Origin of the sequence: Pseudomonas leptonychotis (assembly GCF_004920405.1) — a bacterium.
GTDB lineage: Bacteria > Pseudomonadota > Gammaproteobacteria > Pseudomonadales > Pseudomonadaceae > Aquipseudomonas > Aquipseudomonas leptonychotis.
Genome location: NZ_RFLV01000001.1, coordinates 140017 through 160636, shown reverse-complemented (window position 1 = coordinate 160636; position 20620 = coordinate 140017). Strand labels below are relative to the sequence as shown.

Genomic DNA, 20620 nt, shown 5'->3' with positions numbered 1-20620 from the left:
GCGTGCTTAGTGCTGGCGAGGCTTCAGCAATGCTGGCTTTTCTTCCGGGGCATTGCACAGCAGGAACAACGCAGTCAGCAGTTCCGGGATCTGCTCGACCATGCTGTCAACCAGGTCACGGTCGCTGGCGATTTCCGAGAACTCGGGTTGATCGTCAAACAGACCGGAACCGACCATGATCGGCAGCAGCAGTTCGCTGACTTCATCTTCGGCGTCATCGAACCAAACGGCTTCGCGCAGGAACACCCCCTCCATAAAGCCGATGCACCAGCCGCGCATGTCGGAATCGTCCGGCTCATCGCCCAGGTCGAGTTCACACGGCACTTCCGGTTCATCGTCACTGGCCAGCTGACGGGCAATATGGCTTTGCAGCTGGATCAAGGTGGCCTCGATCTCTTCGCGCTCGGCATCACTGCGGTAATGCGGCGGTTCGGAGAACAGCGCATCAATCCATTCGCGCGCCGGCACTTGCTCCGGGCAGATCGACAGGGCGGTGAGGTAGCCGTGGGCGGCGATGTAGTCCAGTGCCTCATCATGCAGCTCATCGGCATCGAGGAAGGCTTGCAGGCGGGAGAGTTGCTCGGCGAAGGACATCGGGGGCTACCTTGAAGAAGTAAACGAGGCTGGATTCTAGTCTAGAGCGGCCTGAGCGGCCATAGCCGCAGGCCCTCGGTGATGAAAACGGAACAAACTCCGCCAGGGTGCGCGTGCCCATCCGGCACTTGCGTATAATGCGCGGCTTGTTTTGGAGACCTTTCATGCTCGAGCGCGCGCAACGCATCCTCAAAGACGTATTTGGCTACGACAGCTTCCGTGGCCGTCAGGGTGCGATTATTGAGCGCGTGGCCAGTGGCGGTGATGCGCTGGTGCTGATGCCCACCGGCGGCGGTAAATCGCTGTGTTTTCAAGTGCCGGCTCTGTTGCGCGAGGGTTTAGCGGTGGTGGTGTCGCCGCTGATTGCGTTGATGGACGATCAGGTCGCGACCCTCGATGAGCTAGGCGTGGCAGCCGCGGCGCTGAACTCCACGTTGAGCAATGATGAGCAGCGCGAGATCGCCGAGCGCATTCGCCGTGGCGAGATCAAGATGCTCTATCTTGCGCCTGAACGGCTGGTGCAGCCGCGTATGTTGAGCTTTCTGCAGAGCCTCGAAATCGCCCTGTTTGCCATCGACGAAGCGCATTGCGTGTCGCAGTGGGGGCATGATTTTCGTCCCGAATACTTGCAGCTGGGCCAGCTTGCCGAGCTATTCCCCAACGTCCCTCGTATTGCACTGACCGCCACGGCGGACATGCGCACCCGTGAAGAAATCGTTCAACGTCTGCATTTACAAGATGCCGAGCGTTTTCTATCGAGTTTCGACCGGCCGAACATTTTTTACCGCATCGTACCCAAAGAGCAGCCACGCAAGCAGTTGCTGAGTTTTTTGGCGGCGCGTAAAGGTGATGCAGGCATCGTTTACTGCCTGTCGCGTAAAAAGGTCGAAGAGGTCGCCGCTTTTCTCTCCGATCAGGGTTTTCCAGCCTTGCCATACCACGCCGGCCTGCCCAGTGACTTGCGCGCATTCAATCAGAAGCGCTTTCTCAATGAGGAAGGCTTGATCATGGTCGCGACGATCGCCTTCGGTATGGGCATCGACAAGCCCAACGTACGCTTTGTCGCTCACCTCGACCTGCCCAAGTCGTTAGAGGCCTATTACCAGGAGACGGGGCGCGCCGGCCGTGACGGCTTGCCTGCCGATGCCTGGATGGCCTACGGCCTGCAAGATGTAATTTTCCTCAAGCAGATGCTTAACAACTCTGAGGGTGATGAGCGGCATAAGCGCGTCGAGCAACACAAGCTCGACGCCATGCTGGCGCTGTGTGAAGAAACCCGCTGCCGGCGTCAGTCGCTGCTGGCCTACTTTGATGAAGACATGCCGCAACCTTGCGGGCACTGCGATAACTGCATGGATGGTGTGCAAACCTGGGATGCCACTGAGCCGGCCCGGCAGGCGCTGTCGGCAATTTACCGCACCGGCCAGCGCTACGGCGTGGGGCATTTGGTGGATGTGTTGCTCGGCCGCGACAACGACAAAATGCGCACCGTTGGCCATCAGCATTTGACGGTATTTGGTATTGGCAAGGCGTTTGCCGAAGGCGAGTGGCGTTCGATGTTCCGTCAATTGGTGGCGCGCGGCTTGGTCGATGTTGACCTCGAAGGCTTCGGAGGGCTGCGTTTGGCCGACAGTTGCCGACCGTTGCTCAAAGGTGAGGTCAGCCTGCAGCTTCGTCGTGATCTCAAACCGCAGCAGAGCGCCAAGGCCTCTAGCAGCGCTGCCAGTCAACTGGTGCGCGGCGAAGAGCGCGGTCAGTGGGAGGCTCTGCGAGCCTTGCGGCGCAAATTGGCCGAGGAACATGGCGTACCGCCGTATGTGATCTTCCCGGATGCCACCTTGCTGGAGATGCTGCGAAGCACGCCCAGCACCCTGGCAGAAATGGCCCAGGTCAGTGGTGTGGGCGCACGCAAGCTGGAGCGTTACGGCGAAGCGTTTCTGGCTGTGTTGGGTGCGGCAGATGATGCTCCGCGTGCGGTGGTTGACCTGCGCCACGAGCTGGTCAGTCTAGCCCGCGCCGGTATGACCCCCGTACAAATTGCCGCGCAACTCAATTGCAGCGAGAAGAATGTCTACAGCCTGCTGGCGGAAGCCATAGGCCGTCAGCAGCTGTCTCTGGAACAGGCGCTGGATGTGCCCGAGGTATTGCTCGGTGAAATTCAGGATGCGTTTCTGGATGGCGAAGGTGAGCTACCGCCGGTAGCCGCCATTAGCGAGCAATTTACGGGTCGGGTTGAGCTGGGCATTCTGCATTGCGTGCGCGCAGCCCTGCAGGCGGAATTCGAAGCCTGAGTAATGACCTTGCCCGCAATGGGTTCGGCTTGTGGCGCTGAGTGTGAGCGGCTAAGGTGATTTCAGCCATTTTGCTGCAGAGGTTACGGTGCCGCTTCCCCATGCCTGGCTTGATGATGTTCGCCCCAGCCCCTACGCCGACCAGCTCGCCTTGGGGTTTCGCCTGTTGCGTTTCTCCCGGCCGCTGGAGCAGGAATACCGTGACTACCTGAGCCACGATACCTTCGAGCTGAAGCGTATTGCCTTGAGCGTGGGCATTCTGGTGTGGCTGGCCTTTGCCGGGTTCGATTTCGTGCTGATCAAGGCGCCCGAGGTGTGGTGGATGCTGGCCATCCGCCTTGCCGTTTTATTGTTGCTGTGTCTGTTCGGCGGGCTGCTGATTCAGCGCAAGCACGTTCACCTGTTGCAGCCGTTGAGTCTGGTCAGCCTGTTGGCGCTGGGCGCGGCGGCGTCCTTTGTGGTTGGCATTGCCCACCGTGTTGATCCCAGTTACCCCTATGAGGGGTTGTTGCTGGTCTGTATGGCTGCCTACTTTCTGGCGGGTCTACGTCTGATCGAAGCGTTGTGCTGCTCCTTGCTGGTGCTGCTGGTCTACGTCTGCGTCGAACTGCTGGTGGCCAGTGTGCCGGTGCCACGGATGATCAATAACACCCTGTTTCTGCTGTTCGGCAACCTGATGGGCGCGGTGGGTTGTTACCTGCTGGAGTTCAAGTCCCGTGAGCACTTTTTAATCAGCCGGTTAATGCGTGTGCTGGCTGATCACGACAGCCTGACCGGCTTGCATAACCGTCGCAGCTTCAACCGCCAGTTCGAGCGTCTGTGGCGCCAGGCCCAGCGCGAGCAGCATTGCCTGGCGCTGCTGCTGTGTGATGTCGACCACTTCAAGGCTTACAACGACCATTACGGGCATCAGGCTGGCGACAACGTGCTGCAGCGTCTTGGCAGCCTGTTGCAGGATGCGGCGCGGCGGCCATTGGATATGGCTGTGCGCCTGGGTGGCGAAGAGTTTGCCGTGTTGCTTTATGACATCGGTGAACACGAAGCTCGGCATCACGCCGAAGCGCTGCGCCAGACCCTGCAAACGTTGAATATCGAGCATGCCGGTTCCGACACCGCGAGCATGTTAACCATGTCGATTGGTATCGCCTGCATTCAGCCCGGCGAAGGCGGTGCGCTGGCGCAGCTCTACGAGCATGCGGACCGTGCGCTCTACGAAGCCAAGGCGTTTGGCCGTAATCAGGTTGTGGCCTGAGACTCTGTTTACGATCTGCTGCGCCTGGGCCCTGCTGCATTAAAAACAGACGCTGCAGTGCGTGTGGCCGATTTTGCCGCTGCGCTTGGCGTGTGCGGTGAATGCTGGCGCGCTAGCGGCGGTGCTAGCATCGCTGAAGTTTCCTTTGAGTACAGAGCCCCATGGATCGATTGATTCAGGCCAACGGTCAACCACACTACGGCATCTTTCCCGCCGCGCCGGGGCTGGTCAATTACCGTGATTTTGATTTTCGCTCGCCCATGGGGCGCAAGCTGGGTGCGTTGGCCAAGTGGCGGCGTTTCCATCAATTTCAGTATTTCGGGTTGATCAGTGATGAGCTGATTGGCGGCTGTGCGCTGGCCAATCTCAGCCTGTTGGGCGTGGGCTTTGTCTACCTGTTTCATCCCGCTAGCGGACGGATGATTGAGCGTCAATTCAAGCTGCCGTTGGGCTTTGGCAGCCAGTTTTCGCAGACGCCCGATCAGGGTGTGTGCGAGCTGCGCAGTGGCGGCAACCTGCTGCGCCTGGAAAACAGTGCCGCATCGAAGGAAAAACGCCTGCTGGTGGAACTGGATGACGGCACCCATATCGAGGCCTGTTTCTCCGAGGCAGAGCCTGCTTTTCAACCGATGTGCATTAACACGCAGGCGGGCATCAATGGCTGGGTCTATGCGCAGAAAGTGGCGGGAGTGCGTTGTACCGGGCAGGTACGCAGCGCGCTGGGGGATTTCGATCTGACGCAGATAGGTGCATTCGCTCACCACGACTGGTCGGCCGGTTATATGCGGCCGGAAACGCACTGGAACTGGGCCTGCCTCTCTGGTCAGGCAGGTGAGCAGCGGGTCGGGCTGAACCTGTCCTGCGGGGTCAATGAAAGCAGCTTTACCGAAAACTGTTTCTGGCTAGACGGTGAACTGCTCAAGGTCGATACGGTGCGGTTTGACTTTGATCGCGATCAGCCGCTGCAGCCCTGGTTGATAAACTCCTATGACGGCCAGGTGGAGCTGCGTTTCGAGGGCCGTGGCCTGCACAAGGAACGGCTGAACGTGGGGCTGCTGGCGAGCAACTTCAAACAGATTTTCGGCCAGTTCAGCGGCGTGCTGCGCCCGACTGGCCGGCCCGAAGTGCGCATCGACAACCTGTGGGGCTTTGTCGAAGATCAGTATGTAAAGTGGTGACTAGCAGGCCGTTGAAAACTACCTGCGTTGGCAATACTGCGTTAAAAACAGGCTCGGAATGCTCATTTACACCAGTAAACTCCGCTTCCTCGCCTGTTTTTGCCTTGTCTTGCCGGCCTCGCCTACGTTTCAACGACTCGCTAGGCCTTTTGCAGGCTTGCCTCGCTAAAAGGGTTATGGTTAGCTGGCTAATAATTAGTTTTTTATAGTTAAGAGCCGTCGTCCATGTCGCATACCGATCAACACCGTTTTGCCATGCAAGTTGCCCAACTCTCACGCGCCTGGCGCGCCGAACTGGATCGTCGCCTGGTCGGCCTGGGCCTGTCCCAAGCGCGCTGGTTGGTGCTGCTGCACCTGGGGCGCTTTGCCGAATTGCCGACCCAGCGCGAATTGGCGCAGAGCGTCGGCGTTGAAGGGCCGACCCTGGCGCGCCTGCTCGACAGCCTGGAAGCCCAGGGCTTGGTGAGCCGTCAGGCAGTACCGGAAGACCGTCGCGCGAAGAAGATTGCCCTCAGCCCACAGGCCCGTCCGCTGATTGAAAAGATCGAAGCGATCTCCGCGCAACTGCGCCAGGAAGTGTTCGCCGGTATCGATGAAGATGAATTGCGCCGCTGCCAGAAGGTCCACGCCCAGGTATTGAGTAACCTGGAAAAGCGCTAATGCGTGACGACCTGCAGGCCCTGCAGCAACGCTTCGGTCCGCGTTACCCCCAGTGGCTGCTGGCGTTGCTGATGGTTGGCAGCATGGCCATGGTGCTGGCCTCTACCAGTATCAATGTCGCGTTGCCGGCAATCATGGTGGATTTCTCCATCGGCCGGCCGCTGGCGCAGTGGTTGTCCACCGGGTTTCTTGCGGCTATGACCGCCGGCTTGCTGTTGGCCGCCTGGGCTCAGGCGCGTTTTGGCGCGCGGCGTACGGCGCAATTCGGCCTGCTGCTGTTTATCCTAAGTTCACTGTTGGCGCTGGTGGCTGACGCCGCCTGGCAGCTGATCGCGCTGCGCATCGTGCAGGGCTTGTGCGCTGGGCTTGTGCAGCCGTTGGCCATGGTATTGATCTTTCGCGTATTCGCTGACGGCGGCCGCGGTATGGCATTGGGCATGTACGGCCTGGGGGTAATGCTGGCGCCGTCGCTGGGGCCTGGGATTGGCGGTTATCTGGTTGATCATTTTGGTTGGCCGTCGATCTTCTGGATGCCGCTGCCGATGTGCCTGCTGGCCCTGCTCGCGGGGCAGTGGTTGTTGCCCAGTGAGCGTGAGCGCAGCACACCGCGCCTGGATATTCCGGCGTTTGCTCTGCTCTGTGTGGCGATATTCGCCGCGTTAGGCTTTTTGGCTGAAGCGCAACGCTTTGCTTGGAATGCCCCCCGTGTCTGGTTGCCAGGTGCTGCAGCACTACTGACCGGTACCGCGTTTGTGCTGCGCAGTCGCCGCGCCGCTCACCCTTTACTACCGCTTGCCTTGTGGCGGCATGCCGGGTTTCGCAGTGCCAGTTGGGTCGCGTTGACTTTGGGGCTGGGGCTGTATGGTTCGACCTACCTCATACCGCTGTATCTGCAGACTGTCGAAGGTTTTAGCGCCGGACGTTCAGGGATGCTGTTGTTGCCGGCCGGGTTGTTGATGGGCATGGCGTCCTTTCTCGGCGGCTGGCTCAGTGATCGGTTATCTGCGGCCGTGCTGCTGAGTGCTGGTCTGCTTATTTTTGCATTGTCGGCAGCGGGGTTGGCCTGGGTCGATTCGGGTGCCTCATTCCTCGTCTTGTGTTTTTGGGCCAGCGTCGGGCGTATTGGCTTGGGGGTCCTTCTGCCAGCATTGAGCACCGGTTCGCTGGATATCCTCAGCCCCGATGAGTTGGCTCAGGGCGCGGGCGCTATCACCTTTGTGCGGCAACTGGGTGGCGCATTTGGGGTGAATTTGCTGACCTTCTTTCTGGAATGGCGACACAGCGCTGAAGGCGGCGACCAGTGGGCTGAGATGCTGGCCTTCAAACAAAGCTTCTGGCTCGTGGCGGGGGTGTTCGCTGTCACGCTATTCGCAGCGTGGGGCGTCAAGTCAGCGAGACGCTGACAGCTGCATGACAGTGTGACGGTGTTGTCATTTTCTTGACTGAAAGCCTATGCTGGTTCATACGCTGTGTTTTTGCCGAACAGCGCTGGTTTTTTGTATGCAGTTCGCCGCCCCCAAGGTCATGCCCCAGCCGGGTTAAACATGGAGCGTGCTTCCCAAGGCAACATTTGCCGTCTTTAAGAACTCTCGCAAGCGCAGGAAGCGCACGTTGTATACCTGTAGTGGCGAGGGCAGGAGGCGGATTCACCGGGAGTGTTTTTATGGCAAAGGTTCGTCAACTACTGATCGGTCTGGCTTCTGGGTCGGCCCTTTATTCGGGGCTGGTTCCAGCCCTTGGCCTGGGCGAAATCACCTTGCATTCGGCGCTCAGTCAGCCGCTGGATGCCGAAATCGAATTATTTGATGTGGGCGATCTGAGCGACGCCGATATGCGCGTGCGCCTCGCTCCAGCTGAGGTATTCAGCCGATCCGGGGTTGATCGGCTGTATTTCTTCAATGACCTGCGTTTCACTCCGTTGCTGCGTGGCGGAAAAAGTGTGATTCGCGTGGTATCTACTCAGCCGGTACGCGAGCCTTACCTGAACTTTATCGTCGAAGTGGCACGTCCCAATGGTCAGCTATACCGCGAGTACACGGTGCTGTTGGATCCCCCCAGCTCTGCGGCCTATCGTAGCCTGGCCGCGCCTGCTGGCGCAGTTGTGCAAGCCAAGTCGCGTGCAGTGCCCGTCGAGCGTGCACGCCCGGCAGTAATGCCGGCGGCGCAACAGGGTCAGCGCTACACCGTCATTAGCGGTGACAGCCTGTGGAAAATTGCTACTCGCCTGAGTGCCGCTGAAGGGCAGGTTGCCCCCCACGCACTGATGAATGACATCCATGCGTTGAACCCCCAAGCCTTTATTAATGGCGACATCAATCGCCTGCGTGCCGGTGCGCAATTGTTATTGCCCGATAGCGTCGGCTCTGTAATGGCCGAACCGGCTGCAGCGGTAGCGGACGTGCAAGTTGCGACACCTCCTGAAGTGGCAGCAGTGGCGAGTCCTGAACTGCCGACCGGTCGGGAGGCTGAGTTGTTGCTTCAGGAACAGCTTCGCGTCGAGCAAGAGCTGGCCAGCCAGACCGCAGAGACCTTGCAGTTGCAACAAAGCCTCGCGCAGCTGGGGTTGCAGGTGCAGCAGTTACAAGAGCAGATGGACGCCAGGGATCAGCAGATTGCTGGGTTGCAAGCCGAGTTGGCAGCTCGCCGTGCGAATGTTGAAGCCAACACGGCGCCTGCCCCTGTATTAAACACAGAAAAATCACCGGCTACAGGCGACACTGACAACCGTTGGCTGGCGATTATCGCCGGCCTGTTAACGCTGTTATTGGCCGGTGTGGCGGGCTTACTCTGGCGTGGCAGAAAACTGCTCAAGCCCGCACCTGTAACGGCCGCCACCGTACCTGTAGCCGTCACGCCTAAGGCGCAAAGTGTTCCGCTTATCGTCCCAGCGGACCCGGTTACCCCCGCTGTGCGTGACGTGCCGCGTAGCGGGCCAGTGTGGCCCGCAGCGGGTGAAGATGCCCTGCAAAGCGCTAATGTGTACATCGCTTATGGTCGCCTGAGCGAGGCTGCAAGCACCTTGCGCAAGGCCTGGGAGGCGCAGCCGCAACGCAGTGATATTGGTTTTCGGCTACTTGAAGTGCTGGCTTTATTGGGTGATGCCCACGGCTTTGCTGCACACGAGGCGCGGGTGCGCGCATCCGGCTTTAACCCGGCGCGTATCGACGAGCTGAAGGCACGGCACGCCGGGTTGTTCAGTGCGCCGCCCAGCAGTCTGCTTGAGGATGTGGTGCTGCAACTTGATGAAGTCGAAGAGCAGCCATTTGAGAGCGCCGCCAATGACGGTCAGCTCAATCTGGATGACATGTCCCTAGACGCTGACTGGGATCTAGTCAGCCCTTTTGCCCCGGCTACGCAGAAAAAGTCGGCGGATGAGGCCCGGAGCGATGCTGCAGCTAAACGCAAGGGTGCGGACATCTTTGACGTGTCGGGCAGTCGTGACGCGCGCAGCCCGTTTGCCGCCTCCATGCTGGTGGAGGAAACACCTCATGGCGATTGGGATGGTGACGAGTTCAATGTGGCATTGCTGGATGATCTCGATCAGCTTGCCGGCAGCCGCGATAACCTCTCCAAGCTGAACATGGCGCTGGCCTATATCGAGCAGGGCAGTTTGGACAGTGCCTGCGAAATCCTCAATGAGGTGATTAATGAGGGTGATGAACAGCAGATACAGGCGGCCCGCCAGCTGCTGGCTAAAATCGCCTGATTTAATAGGCTAACAAAAACGCCCGCGTGCCATTGGTCGCGGGCGTTTTTGTTAGCCGAAAGGGGCGAGGCGCGCGTTATCATCGATTTTTCATCAGTTATGAGCACCTCAATGCCCAGCCGCAAAGTCGAAGTAGTTATTACCTATTGCACCCAGTGCCAGTGGTTGCTGCGCGCTGCCTGGTTGGCCCAGGAGTTGTTGTCGACCTTCAGTGATGATCTATCTCGGGTCAGCCTTGAACCCGGCACTGGCGGCGTGTTTCGTATCACCTGCGATGCTGTACAGATATGGGAGCGCAAAGCCGACGGAGGTTTTCCCGAGGCCAAAGTACTCAAGCAGCGCGTGCGTGACCAAATCGATCCCGCAAGGGGTCTGGGTCATAACGACCGGCCTAATAGCTGAGCGGGGTTAACTCCTGCTGGGGCAGGGAACCTAACGGGCTTGGTTATTAAAGAGGTGCGATCATGCGGTTGTCATGCAGCAATTGGCGAAATTGTTCCAGTGGTACTGGTTTGCTGAATAGGTAGCCTTGGTAATGGTGGCAGCCTTGTTGCTGGAGAAATGCCAGCTGATCAGTCTGCTCAACCCCCTCGGCAATTATCTCCAGCCCCAAGCTGCGCGCCATGGCGACGATGGCGCGGATAATCTCGGCGTCGTTGGCATCCTGAGTAGCGTCGCGTACGAAGGACTGATCAATCTTCAATACATCCACCGGCAGACGCTTGAGGTAGGTCAGTGAGCTGTAACCGGTGCCGAAGTCATCCATGGCGAACGTCACGCCGAGGCGTTTGAGGCGATTCATTTTGGCGATGGTGTCGTCAATGTTTTGAATCACGATGCCTTCGGTGATTTCCAGCTTGAGCATCGTGGCTGGTAACTGGCTGCTGGCCAGGCTGCTTTCAACGCGTTCGACAAAGTCATGCTGGCGGAACTGCCGAGGGCTGATGTTTACGCACAGGCTGAACTGAGTGACGTCGACCAGGTGCTGTTGCAGGAGTTGGGCGCAGGCATGGCAGGCTTCGGCGAGCACCCAGCCGCCCACTTCGAGAATGAGCCCACTTTCTTCGAGAATATGAATAAACAGCGCAGGCGATTGTGTTCCCAATGTTGGGTGCATCCAGCGCAACAGCGCTTCTGCGCCAATAATCTGGTTATTGCGTGCATCCACCTGGGGTTGGAAGTACAGCTCGAACTCACCTCGGGCAAGGGCGAGGCGCAGGTCGTTTTCCATACGCAGGCGTTCGCTGGCGGCCTTTTGCATGGTATTGCGAAACAATTGGATGGTATTGCGCCCTGAATCTTTGGCGCGGTACAGGGCGATATCAGCGCGTTTCAGCAGATCGGCCGGGGTGTCGCCATGGTCAGGAATCAGGGCGATGCCGATACTCGGGGTGACTTGCAGTTGGTGGCCGTCGAGCAGCATGGGTTCAGCCAGCAGTTGGCGCAGCTTCTCGGCCACGGCACGCACGTGTTGCACGACGGTCGCGCGCTTGCCTTCGAGGCCGGAAATCAGTACGACAAATTCGTCGCCGCCCAGACGTGCCACCGTATCTTCCTGGCGCACGCTGGCTTCCAGCCGTGCAGTCACAAGCTTGAGCACGGCATCACCCACCGGGTGGCCAAGTGAGTCGTTGATATGCTTGAAGTGGTCGAGATCGATAAACAGCAAGGCGCCGCGCAGCTCGTGGCGCTTAAGTAGGGATATCTGTTGAGTCAGGCGGTCAAGCAGTAGCGCACGATTGGGCAGGTTAGTCAGTGAGTCGTGGTAAGCCAGGTGCTGCACTTGGGCCTGAGCATTTTTCAGCTCGCTGATATCACGGGCGGTGAGTAGCAGGCAGGGCGTCTTATTGAGCTCGATAGCTTCCACCGAGACCTCGACCAGTTTGACCGTGCCATCGCGGTGCTTGCCGTGCATCTCCATATGGTAGACGTGACCGTCGCGCTTCAGTTTTTCCACCATCAGCTCGCGCTCAGCGAGGTCGGCCCAAACATCGAGATCCTTGGCGCTGCGACCAATCACCTCCTCGGAGGTGTAACCGGTTAGGCGGCTAAAGCCCTCGTTGACTTCGATATAGCGTGCGCTATCACGCTCGGTGATGGTGATGGCATCTGGGCTTGAGTGGAACGCCAGCGCAAATTTCTCCTGGCTGGCTTGCAGCTCGGTCTGCGCTTTTTGTCGCTCGCTGATATCGCGGAAAGTGGTAAGGATGCAGCGCTGATTGCTGACCAACACAACACGCGATGAAACGACGCAGGTGATGATCTGGCCACTCTTATCGCGGTAGTCCGCGATCTCGTTGTCCAGTAATTGTTCGCGTTTAAGTTTCCCGGCTAGACGATTGCGTTGCTGTCTGTCGGCCCACAAATCTATGTCGGTCATTCTGCGCCCGACCACTTCTTCTGGCTGCCAGCCAAAGGTCTGACTGAAGCTTGCGTTGATTTCCAGCGTGAGGCCGTGAGGCAGAGTAGTAAGGGCGATGGGGTCGGGGCTGGCCTGAAACAGGCTGGCGAACTTGGCTTCCGAGGCGGCTAAACTCTGTTCGCGGCGAACGCGCTCGCTGATATCAATAAGAATGCCGGCCATGCGCTCTGGTTTGCCGTCGGCGTCGCGATAAAGCTTGGCGGTGCTTTCCAGGTAGTGCACCTCCTTGTTGCCATACACCGCCCGGTAGGTGACTTGGTATTCCTCGGTAAGCCCCCGTGCCAGGTTATTGAAGTGCTTACGCATGGCATGGCGATCTTCCATTGGGACAAAACTGAAGAATTTGCGGAAGTCGTCATGAAAGGGTTCCTCTGCCAAACCGTGCAACTTTGAGGCGCGGGCGGAGCCGAACAGCATGTTGCTGGGGATGTGCCAGTCCCAGGTGCCAAGGTCCGCGGAGTCCAGAGCCAGGTTAAGGCGCTCCTGGCTATCAAGTAGGGCTTGTTCCTGTTGGCGTTGCTGGGTGATGTCGCGCAGCGACAGCACCAGGCAGGGAAGGCCTTCCAGAAGTATTTCACCGCCAAATAGCTGGTTTCTGCGGATGCTGCCGTCACGGTGGTAGAGCAGGACTTCCAAGCCGCTGAGGCTATTGCTCTTGGCTGCGTCGATCATTCGCTGGCGGTCTTTTAAGCATGACCAGATGCCCATTTCGAGGGACGTACGGCCGAGGGTTTCCTCGCTGCTCCAGCCGAACTGGCGCTCGAAACCGGCATTGACCTCGAGAAAGCGGCCACTGGCCTTATCGGTTATCACCACGGCGTCGGGGCTGTAATGGAAAGCCTGAGCGAATTTTTCTTCGCTGCTGCGCAAGGCTTGTTCGCGCGATTGCTGGTTGCTGATATCGCGGATTACGCCCATTACCCGCTGCTTGCCGTCGGCGTCCTGTTGCAAGCTGCCGCTGATTTCTAGCCAATGCAGGCTGCCATCGGGCCAATAGATGCGGTGGCGGAATGCCCGGTCGGTTGGGTTGCCCGCCAACAGCCGTTCGAACAGGCGCAATACCTCAGGGCGATCCTCTTCTGGAATCAGCTCGATATAGTCGATGCGTTGTTGCAGAGGTTGCTTGGGATCCAAGCCGAACAAGGCTTGCGCCCCGCGCGACCAGCTGACTCGACCGCTTTCGATGTCCCAATACCAGGTGCCCAGTTTGGCGCCGTTGAGCGCACGCAATAAGCGCGGGGCATCGTTCCAAGTGCTTTCAAATTCGGCAGGATCGAGTGCCGGAATAAAGGGCAGGGGTGGACGGCGATCACTGGGTTTAGCCACTAACAACTCTTCCTTTACATGCGTGGGTTTCGTGGTCGTTGGCTAAGCAACTGGGCTGAGTCATGCAGAAACCTTTCTTATCGTTATGAGCCCACGTTAGCCCTTAGGCCCAGGCCTATGCAAGGTCATCACGTTGGGTATCGAGTAGGTTCATAAAGGCCCGCGCGGCATTCGACAGGGTGCGTTCGGTATGGGTGATGTAGCCCAGCTGGCGGGTTAGCTGGATGCCGGGTAACGGTAGGCGTGCCACCTGCTCATCGAGCATGGTGCGCGGCAGTACGCTCCAGGCCAGGCCAATCGACACCATCATTTTGATGGTCTCTAGGTAATTGGTGCTCATGGCGATGTTGGGGGTTAACCCCTGAGCTTCGAACAGGCGTCGCACAATATGGTGGGTAAAGGTGTTGCCGCCGGGAAATACCGCCGGATGATGAGCCACATCGACCAGGCTGACCGTGCCACTGCGGGCTAATGGGTGCTCGGGGGCGGCAACAAAATCCAGTGGGTCGTCCCAAACGGGCACGGCATGTACCGGCCTGCGGGTTTCTGGGGCCAGGGTGATGACGGCCAGTTCGGCGCGACCATGCAACACCTCCTCATAAGCCACTTCAGAATCAAGAAACTGGATGTCCAGTGCTACCTGCGGGTGGGCGCGGGTAAAGGCGCGCAGCAGCGGCGGCAAGCGGTGTAGGCCAATATGATGGCTGGTGGCCAGGGTTAAGCGACCGCTGATCTCGCCGTTCAGGTTGGTCAGCGCACGGCGCGTATCATCCAGCACATTGAGAATCTGATAGGCCCGTGGCAGCAGGGCGCGGCCGGCCTCGGTCAGGCTAACTTCACGGCCCAGGCGATCGAACAGGCGTACATTGAGCTGCTGTTCCAGGCTGGCAATACGCTTACTCACCGCAGGTTGGGTCAGGTATAGGCGTTCCGCTGCCTCAGAAAAGCTGCCGAGCTCGGCGATGGCGATAAAAGCATTCAGGGTGGCGAGGTCCATGCGGCTGGTCCTGATAGTGGTTGGGCGTTGTGCACGCTTACTTATATTCCTTTTGGGAATCCTTTGGATGAAAAATATGAATTTGAGTAATTGATCTCAAGCCCATAGGATTACCCCATAAGCCAAAGGGCTATTTGCCCAGGTATAGAAAGGGCACTTCTTAAAACGTAGGCGAGGCAGCCAGCGCAAGGCAAAAGCAGGCGAAGAAGCGGAGTTTACGTGGTGTAAATGAGCATTCTGAGTCTGCTTCTAACGCAGCGATGGCAACGCAGGTAGTTTTAGAGGTGCCTGAAAGACGCTGATGAGGGAAAGCTGATGGCCGGCAAAACGCTCTACGACAAACTCTGGGAAATGCACGAAGTGAAGCGCCGTGACGATGGTTCGTCGCTGATCTACATCGACCGTCATATCCTCCACGAAGTGACCTCGCCGCAGGCCTTTGAGGGTTTGCGTCTGGCCAGCCGTAAGCCGTGGCGCATCGATGCCAACATCGCCACCCCCGATCACAACGTACCGACCACCAAGGCCGAACGTCAGGGCGGCCTGGAAGCCATTGCCGATGAAGTGTCGCGCATTCAGGTGCAAACCCTAGACGAGAACTGCGATGCCTTCGGTATTCTCGAATTCAAGATGAATGACATTCGCCAAGGCATCGTCCACGTGGTTGGCCCGGAGCAGGGCGCTACCTTGCCGGGCATGACTGTGGTTTGCGGCGATTCGCACACCTCCACCCACGGCGCCTTCGGTGCGTTGGCCCACGGCATCGGCACCTCGGAAGTCGAGCATGTACTGGCGACCCAGTGCCTGGTGGCGAAAAAAATGAAGAACATGCAGGTGTTGGTCGAAGGCACGCTGCCGTTTGGTGTTACCGCCAAAGACATCGTGCTGGCCATCATCGGCAAGATCGGCACCGCTGGCGGTAATGGCCACGCCCTGGAGTTCGCCGGCAGCGCCATTCGTGAGCTGTCGCTGGAAGGGCGCATGACCATCTGCAACATGTCCATCGAAGCAGGTGCGCGCGTCGGCCTGGTGGCGGTGGATGAAAAAACCATCGCTTACGTTGAAGGCCGTCCGTTTTCCCCGAAAGGTGAGGATTGGACCCAGGCCGTGGCGCAGTGGCGGGATTTGGTGTCCGACGCCGATGCGGTGTTCGACACCGTGGTTGAGTTGCGCGCCGAAGACATCAAGCCGCAGGTTAGCTGGGGCACGTCGCCAGAAATGGTCTTGGCCGTCGATCAGAATGTGCCGGACCCGGCGGTTGAAAACGACCCGGTGAAGAAAGACTCGATCATTCGCGCCTTGAAGTACATGGGCCTGCAGGCTAATCAGGCGATCACTGATATCCAGCTTGATCGCGTGTTTATCGGTTCCTGCACCAACTCGCGTATCGAAGATCTTCGTGCTGCCGCTGAAGTGGCCAAAGGCCGCAAAGTGGCCGCGACCATCAAACAGGCCATGGTGGTGCCGGGCTCCGGGCTGGTTAAAGCTCAGGCTGAGTCCGAAGGGCTGGACAAAATCTTTATCGAGGCCGGTTTTGAGTGGCGTGAGCCGGGCTGCTCCATGTGCCTGGCGATGAACCCAGACAAACTCGGCAGCGGCGAGCATTGCGCCTCCACCTCCAACCGTAACTTCGAAGGCCGTCAGGGCGCTGGTGGGCGTACCCATCTGGTCAGCCCAGCCATGGCTGCCGCGGCCGCCGTGACCGGCCGTTTTATCGATGTGCGCGAATTGATCCAGGCCTGAGGACTCTACTATGAAAGCTTTTACTCAACATACCGGCCTGGTCGCTCCCTTGGATCGCGCCAACGTCGACACCGACCAGATCATCCCTAAGCAGTTCTTGAAATCGATCAAGCGCTCAGGCTTCGGCCCGAACCTGTTCGATGAGTGGCGTTATCACGATATCGGCCAGCCCAATCAGGACAACTCCAAGCGCCCGGTGAACCAGGAGTTCGTACTGAATTTCCCGCGTTATCAGGGCGCCAGCGTGCTGCTGGCGCGGGAGAACTTCGGTTGCGGCTCATCTCGTGAACATGCGCCTTGGGCGCTTGAGGAATACGGTTTTCGCGCCATCATCGCCACCAGCTTTGCCGATATTTTCTACAACAACAGCTTCAAGAACGGCCTGCTGCCGATCATCCTCAAGGAAGACGAAGTCGACGCACTGTTCCAGCAGGCCGAAGCCACTGTTGGCTACCAGCTGACTGTCGACCTGGCTGCGCAAACCGTGACCCGTGCCGATGGCGTGCAGTACAGCTTCGAGGTTGATGCGTTCCGTAAGCACTGCCTGCTCAATGGGTTGGACGATATCGGCCTGACCCTGCAGGACAGTGATGCGATCAAAACCTTTGAAACGACTTATCAGCAGCGCAGCCCTTGGCTGTTCGGCGCAATCAAGTAATACATGAGGCTAGGGTGGATGACGTTTTATTCATCCACCTTGCTTAGTTTCGGTGGATGAAAACAGCGTCAACTACGCGTCCCGATCCACCCTCCGAAAATTTGAGAGATGTGATGAGCAAGCAGATTCTGATTCTCCCCGGTGACGGTATCGGCCCAGAAATCATGGCCGAAGCGGTCAAGGTGCTGAACCTGGCCAACGACAAGTACAACCTGGGTTTCGAGCTGAGCTTCGACGACCTCGGTGGCGCGGCCATCGACCGTTACGGCGTGCCGCTGGCCGACGAAACCCTGGTCCGCGCCCAGGCTGCCGATGCCATTCTGCTCGGTGCCGTAGGCGGCCCGAAATGGGATGCGATTGATCCGGCCATTCGCCCGGAGCGCGGCCTGCTGAAAATCCGTTCGCAGCTGGGCCTGTTCGGCAACCTGCGTCCGGCAATTCTCTATCCACAACTGGCCGATGCTTCCAGCCTTAAGCGCGAAATCGTCGCTGGCTTGGACATCCTTATCGTGCGTGAGCTGACCGGCGGCATCTACTTCGGCAGCCCGCGTGAGAGCAAAGTGCTGGAAAACGGCGAGCGCATGGCCTACGACACCCTGCCGTACAGCGAGAGTGAAATCCGCCGTATCGCCCGTGTTGGTTTCGACATGGCCCGTGTGCGCGGCAAGAAGCTCTGCTCGGTAGACAAAGCCAACGTACTGGCCTCCAGCCAACTCTGGCGCGCCGTGGTCATCGAAGTGGCCAAGGACTACCCGGATGTGGAGCTCAGCCATATGTACGTCGACAACGCCGCGATGCAGTTGGTGCGTGCGCCCAAGCAGTTCGATGTAATGGTCACCGACAACATGTTTGGCGACATTCTGTCGGATGAAGCTTCCATGCTCACCGGTTCCATCGGCATGCTGCCGTCCGCATCCTTGGATGCCAATAACAAAGGCATGTACGAGCCGTGCCACGGCAGCGCGCCGGACATCGCCGGGCAGGGCATTGCCAACCCGTTGGCGACCATTCTGTCGGTGTCGATGATGCTGCGTTACAGCTTCAACCAGACCGTTGCCGCCGATGCCATCGAGCTGGCTGTGAGCAAGGTGCTGGATCAGGGCCTGCGCACCGGTGATATCCATAGCGCCGGCACGACCAAGGTCGGTACGGCAGCAATGGGTGATGCGGTAGTCGAGGCGCTGCGCAGTCTGTAACAGGCCGCTGGAAAGGTTGGCGAGGCAGCCAGCACAAGGCAAAAACAGGCGAAAAGCGGAGTTTACGAGCTGTAAATGAACATTTGAGCCTGTTTTTAACGCAGTGATGGCAACGTAGGTAGTTTTTCAGCAGCCTGGTAATCTTCCTGGCACGCCGGACGGTTCCGACGGTCAGCTTATATAGGTGTAGTGGTTATGAAACGTGTAGGTCTAGTCGGTTGGCGTGGCATGGTCGGTTCCGTGCTGATGCAGCGCATGCTGGAAGAGCAGGATTTCGACTTGATCGAGCCTGTGTTCTTCACTACCTCCAATGTCGGCGGCCAAGGCCCGGCCATTGGCAAGGAAACGGCGCCATTGAAGGACGCCTACAGCATTGACGAGCTGAAAAGCCTCGACGTGATCCTGACTTGTCAGGGTGGCGACTACACCAATGAAGTGTTCCCCAAACTGCGTGAAGCGGGCTGGCAGGGCTACTGGATTGATGCGGCCTCGTCGCTGCGTATGGAAGACAGTTCGGTCATCGTGCTTGATCCGGTTAACCGCAAGGTGATCGATCAGCAGCTGGATGCCGGCACCAAGAACTACATCGGCGGCAACTGCACCGTCAGCTTGATGCTGATGGCCTTGGGCGGTCTGTACGAAGCCGGTTTGGTCGAGTGGATGAGCGCCATGACCTATCAGGCGGCCTCGGGCGCCGGTGCGCAGAATATGCGTGAGCTGATCAAGCAAATGGGCGCGATCCACGGCTCAGTAGCGGATGAGCTGGCTGACCCGGCCAGTGCCATTCTCGACATCGATCGCAAAGTCGCCGAAGCCATGCGCGGCGATGCCTTCCCGGTCGACAACTTCGGCGTTCCGCTTGCGGGCAGTCTGATTCCTTATATCGACAAGGAGCTGCCGAACGGTCAGAGCCGTGAAGAGTGGAAGGCCCAGGCGGAAACCAACAAGATCCTCGGTCGCTTCAAAAACCCGATCCCCGTTGACGGCTTGTGCGTGCGTATCGGCGCCATGCGTTGCCACAGCCAGGCGCTGACCATCAAGCTGAACAAAGATGTGCCGCTGTCGGACATTGAAGGCCTGATCAGCCAGCACAACCCTTGGGTCAAGTTGGTGCCGAATCAGCGTGAAGCGAGTATCCGCGAGCTGGGGCCGACTGCTGTGACTGGCACCTTGAGTGTACCGGTGGGGCGTCTGCGCAAGCTCAATATGGGCTCGCAGTACCTGGGCGCGTTCACCGTTGGCGATCAGTTGTTGTGGGGCGCCGCCGAGCCGCTGCGGCGTATGCTGCGGATTCTGCTGGAGCGTTAATGACGCCGCACTGAGGTGTTTTAGCGCAGTAAAACGAGGGGCGGGTTGCTAGATGTTCGAGTTAAATCGAATGCTTAGCCGCCCGCTCCTTTGCATTTGGCAGGCTCGGCTATACAGTGCGGGGCTTATTTCGCCTGAAGCCTGGTTATGATCCGTACCTTCGATATTGCCGTAATCGGCGCCACCGGTAGCGTTGGCGAAGCCTTGGTGCAGCTGCTGGAAGAGCGCGAGTTTCCCGTGGCTAACCTGCATCTGGTGGCCAGTGGTGAGTCGGCAGGTCGATCCCTGTCCTTCAAAGGCAAGAACCTGCGTGTACGCGATGTAGAAACCTTCGACTTTACCAGCGTGCGTCTGGTGTTCTTGGCGGCTGGCAGCAAAGTGACGCAAAAATATGCGGCTCAGGCTGCGGCGGCAGGTTGTGCCGTGATTGACCTGGCCAGTGGTCTACCCGCTGCGCAAGCACCGCGGGTGATCCCTGAGGTCAACCCTGAGGTGCTGGGGAGGCTACAAGCGCCTTATCTACTGACCAGTCCAAGTGCTCCAGGTATTGCGTTGGCCGCCGTATTGGCTGCGTTGCCGGCACAGCTGACTATTCAGCGGGTGACTGTGACGGCCTGTTTGGCGGTGTCCAGTCGCGGTCGCGAAGGGGTGTCCGAGTTGGCGCGACAAACCGCTGAATTGCTCAATGGTCGCGCACTCGAACCGCAGTTGTTTGATCGTCAAATGGCCTTCAACCTGCTGGCGCAAGTCGAGCCGACAGACAGTGCAGGGCACGCTGCGCTGGAACGGCAGATCGCCAGCGAACTCAAGGAATTGTTGGCATTACCCGATTTGCAGGTTGCGGTGACTTGTATTCAGGTCCCGGTTTTTTTTGGCGACAGTCTGAGCGTTTCGCTGCAAGCCGCTTCGGCGATTGAGCTTGAGCAGGTCTATGCCAGTCTGGACGCCGCGCCCGCTTTGGAGTGGGTGGAGTTGGATGATTATCCGACTGCAGTGGGCGATGCCGTTGGTCAGGATGTGGTCTATGTTGGTCGGGTACGTGCCGGTCTGGATGATCCAGCTGAACTCAATTTGTGGATTGCGTCTGATAATGTGCGAAAAGGCGCGGCGCTAAATGCTGTGCAATTAGCCGAGTTGTTGATAAAACACTATCTGTAAAAGATACTTACCTAGAAATTTGAAGAATCTTTCGAGCTTGGCAATACTGGCTGAGTTGATTGCTGGATGGGGTTGCGTCTTCGGACGGAGCAGGCAGCAATTTTCAAGATCCTCTCGCTGGTCGAGAAAAA

Annotated in this window: 15 protein-coding genes; 12 read left to right on the top strand and 3 right to left on the bottom strand. The window is 58.5% G+C overall.

The annotated features are described in order from the left end of the window. Positions 1-6: 6 nt before the first annotated feature. Positions 7-594, bottom strand: coding sequence for a UPF0149 family protein (locus D8779_RS00725; protein ID WP_136662559.1), 588 nt, complete (start codon positions 592-594; stop codon positions 7-9). 164 nt (positions 595-758) lie between these two features. On the opposite strand from D8779_RS00725, the gene recQ reads away from it, so the two are divergent. The 7 genes from recQ (at position 759) to D8779_RS00685 (ending at position 10083) form a co-directional block, all read left to right on the top strand. After that, positions 759-2885 carry a DNA helicase RecQ gene (recQ, locus tag D8779_RS00720; protein ID WP_136662558.1) on the top strand — a complete coding sequence of 709 codons (2127 nt, stop codon included), beginning with the start codon at positions 759-761 and terminating at the stop codon, positions 2883-2885. Between the two features lie 88 nt (positions 2886-2973). Beyond that, complete coding sequence (locus D8779_RS00715) at positions 2974-4137, top strand: GGDEF domain-containing protein (protein ID WP_136662557.1); 1164 nt, start codon at positions 2974-2976, stop codon at positions 4135-4137. Between the two features lie 161 nt (positions 4138-4298). Further along, the gene (locus D8779_RS00710; RefSeq protein WP_136662556.1) at positions 4299-5315 is read left to right on the top strand and encodes a DUF2804 domain-containing protein; all 1017 of its coding nucleotides are present in this window, start codon (positions 4299-4301) and stop codon (positions 5313-5315) included. A 225-nt stretch (positions 5316-5540) separates the two neighbouring features. Continuing rightward, positions 5541-5975: a MarR family transcriptional regulator gene (locus D8779_RS00700; protein WP_090248226.1), complete on the top strand. Its 435-nt coding sequence runs from the start codon at positions 5541-5543 to the stop codon at positions 5973-5975. Further along, entirely contained in the window at positions 5975-7378 is a 1404-nt protein-coding gene (locus tag D8779_RS00695) for a DHA2 family efflux MFS transporter permease subunit (RefSeq protein WP_136662554.1), read from the top strand. The genes D8779_RS00700 and D8779_RS00695 overlap by 1 nt, the downstream gene beginning before the upstream one ends. A 260-nt stretch (positions 7379-7638) precedes the next feature. Beyond that, positions 7639-9681, top strand: coding sequence for a motility hub landmark protein FimV (locus D8779_RS00690; RefSeq protein WP_205895767.1), 2043 nt, complete (start codon positions 7639-7641; stop codon positions 9679-9681). 111 nt (positions 9682-9792) lie between these two features. Further along, positions 9793-10083 carry an Rdx family protein gene (locus tag D8779_RS00685; RefSeq protein ID WP_136662553.1) on the top strand — a complete coding sequence of 97 codons (291 nt, stop codon included), beginning with the start codon at positions 9793-9795 and terminating at the stop codon, positions 10081-10083. A gap of 46 nt (positions 10084-10129) precedes the next feature. On the opposite strand, the gene D8779_RS00680 is transcribed toward D8779_RS00685, so the two are convergent. Together D8779_RS00680 and D8779_RS00675 are read right to left on the bottom strand one after the other, a co-directional pair. Beyond that, positions 10130-13429, bottom strand: a complete 3300-nt coding sequence (locus D8779_RS00680) for a bifunctional diguanylate cyclase/phosphodiesterase (RefSeq protein ID WP_136662552.1) — start codon at positions 13427-13429, stop codon at positions 10130-10132. 115 nt (positions 13430-13544) lie between these two features. Next, a complete protein-coding gene (locus tag D8779_RS00675; protein WP_136662551.1) occupies positions 13545-14426 on the bottom strand; it encodes a LysR family transcriptional regulator in 882 nt (293 codons plus the stop codon). Positions 14427-14741: 315 nt separating this feature from the next. On the opposite strand from D8779_RS00675, the gene leuC reads away from it, so the two are divergent. The 5 genes from leuC (at position 14742) to D8779_RS00650 (ending at position 20489) form a co-directional block, all read left to right on the top strand. Then, complete coding sequence (gene leuC / locus D8779_RS00670) at positions 14742-16169, top strand: 3-isopropylmalate dehydratase large subunit (protein WP_136662550.1); 1428 nt, start codon at positions 14742-14744, stop codon at positions 16167-16169. Between the two features lie 10 nt (positions 16170-16179). Next, positions 16180-16827 carry a 3-isopropylmalate dehydratase small subunit gene (gene leuD / locus D8779_RS00665; RefSeq protein ID WP_136662549.1) on the top strand — a complete coding sequence of 216 codons (648 nt, stop codon included), beginning with the start codon at positions 16180-16182 and terminating at the stop codon, positions 16825-16827. A 113-nt stretch (positions 16828-16940) separates the two neighbouring features. Then, positions 16941-18023, top strand: coding sequence for a 3-isopropylmalate dehydrogenase (gene leuB, locus D8779_RS00660; RefSeq protein WP_136662548.1), 1083 nt, complete (start codon positions 16941-16943; stop codon positions 18021-18023). A 195-nt stretch (positions 18024-18218) separates the two neighbouring features. Continuing rightward, positions 18219-19331, top strand: coding sequence for an aspartate-semialdehyde dehydrogenase (gene asd / locus D8779_RS00655; RefSeq protein ID WP_136662547.1), 1113 nt, complete (start codon positions 18219-18221; stop codon positions 19329-19331). 147 nt (positions 19332-19478) lie between these two features. Further along, positions 19479-20489, top strand: coding sequence for an aspartate-semialdehyde dehydrogenase (locus D8779_RS00650; protein ID WP_136662546.1), 1011 nt, complete (start codon positions 19479-19481; stop codon positions 20487-20489). Positions 20490-20620: the final 131 nt, after the last annotated feature.

Coding starts and splice junctions, on each gene's coding strand:
- recQ (WP_136662558.1), top strand. CDS start 759: ATGCTCGAGCGCGCGCAACGCATCCTCAAAGACGTATTTGGCTACGAC.
- leuD (WP_136662549.1), top strand. CDS start 16,180: ATGAAAGCTTTTACTCAACATACCGGCCTGGTCGCTCCCTTGGATCGC.
- D8779_RS00690 (WP_205895767.1), top strand. CDS start 7,639: ATGGCAAAGGTTCGTCAACTACTGATCGGTCTGGCTTCTGGGTCGGCC.
- D8779_RS00710 (WP_136662556.1), top strand. CDS start 4,299: ATGGATCGATTGATTCAGGCCAACGGTCAACCACACTACGGCATCTTT.
- D8779_RS00700 (WP_090248226.1), top strand. CDS start 5,541: ATGTCGCATACCGATCAACACCGTTTTGCCATGCAAGTTGCCCAACTC.
- D8779_RS00685 (WP_136662553.1), top strand. CDS start 9,793: ATGCCCAGCCGCAAAGTCGAAGTAGTTATTACCTATTGCACCCAGTGC.
- D8779_RS00695 (WP_136662554.1), top strand. CDS start 5,975: ATGCGTGACGACCTGCAGGCCCTGCAGCAACGCTTCGGTCCGCGTTAC.
- asd (WP_136662547.1), top strand. CDS start 18,219: ATGAAACGTGTAGGTCTAGTCGGTTGGCGTGGCATGGTCGGTTCCGTG.
- D8779_RS00675 (WP_136662551.1), bottom strand. CDS start 14,426: ATGGACCTCGCCACCCTGAATGCTTTTATCGCCATCGCCGAGCTCGGC.
- leuC (WP_136662550.1), top strand. CDS start 14,742: ATGGCCGGCAAAACGCTCTACGACAAACTCTGGGAAATGCACGAAGTG.
- D8779_RS00650 (WP_136662546.1), top strand. CDS start 19,479: ATGATCCGTACCTTCGATATTGCCGTAATCGGCGCCACCGGTAGCGTT.
- leuB (WP_136662548.1), top strand. CDS start 16,941: ATGAGCAAGCAGATTCTGATTCTCCCCGGTGACGGTATCGGCCCAGAA.
- D8779_RS00725 (WP_136662559.1), bottom strand. CDS start 594: ATGTCCTTCGCCGAGCAACTCTCCCGCCTGCAAGCCTTCCTCGATGCC.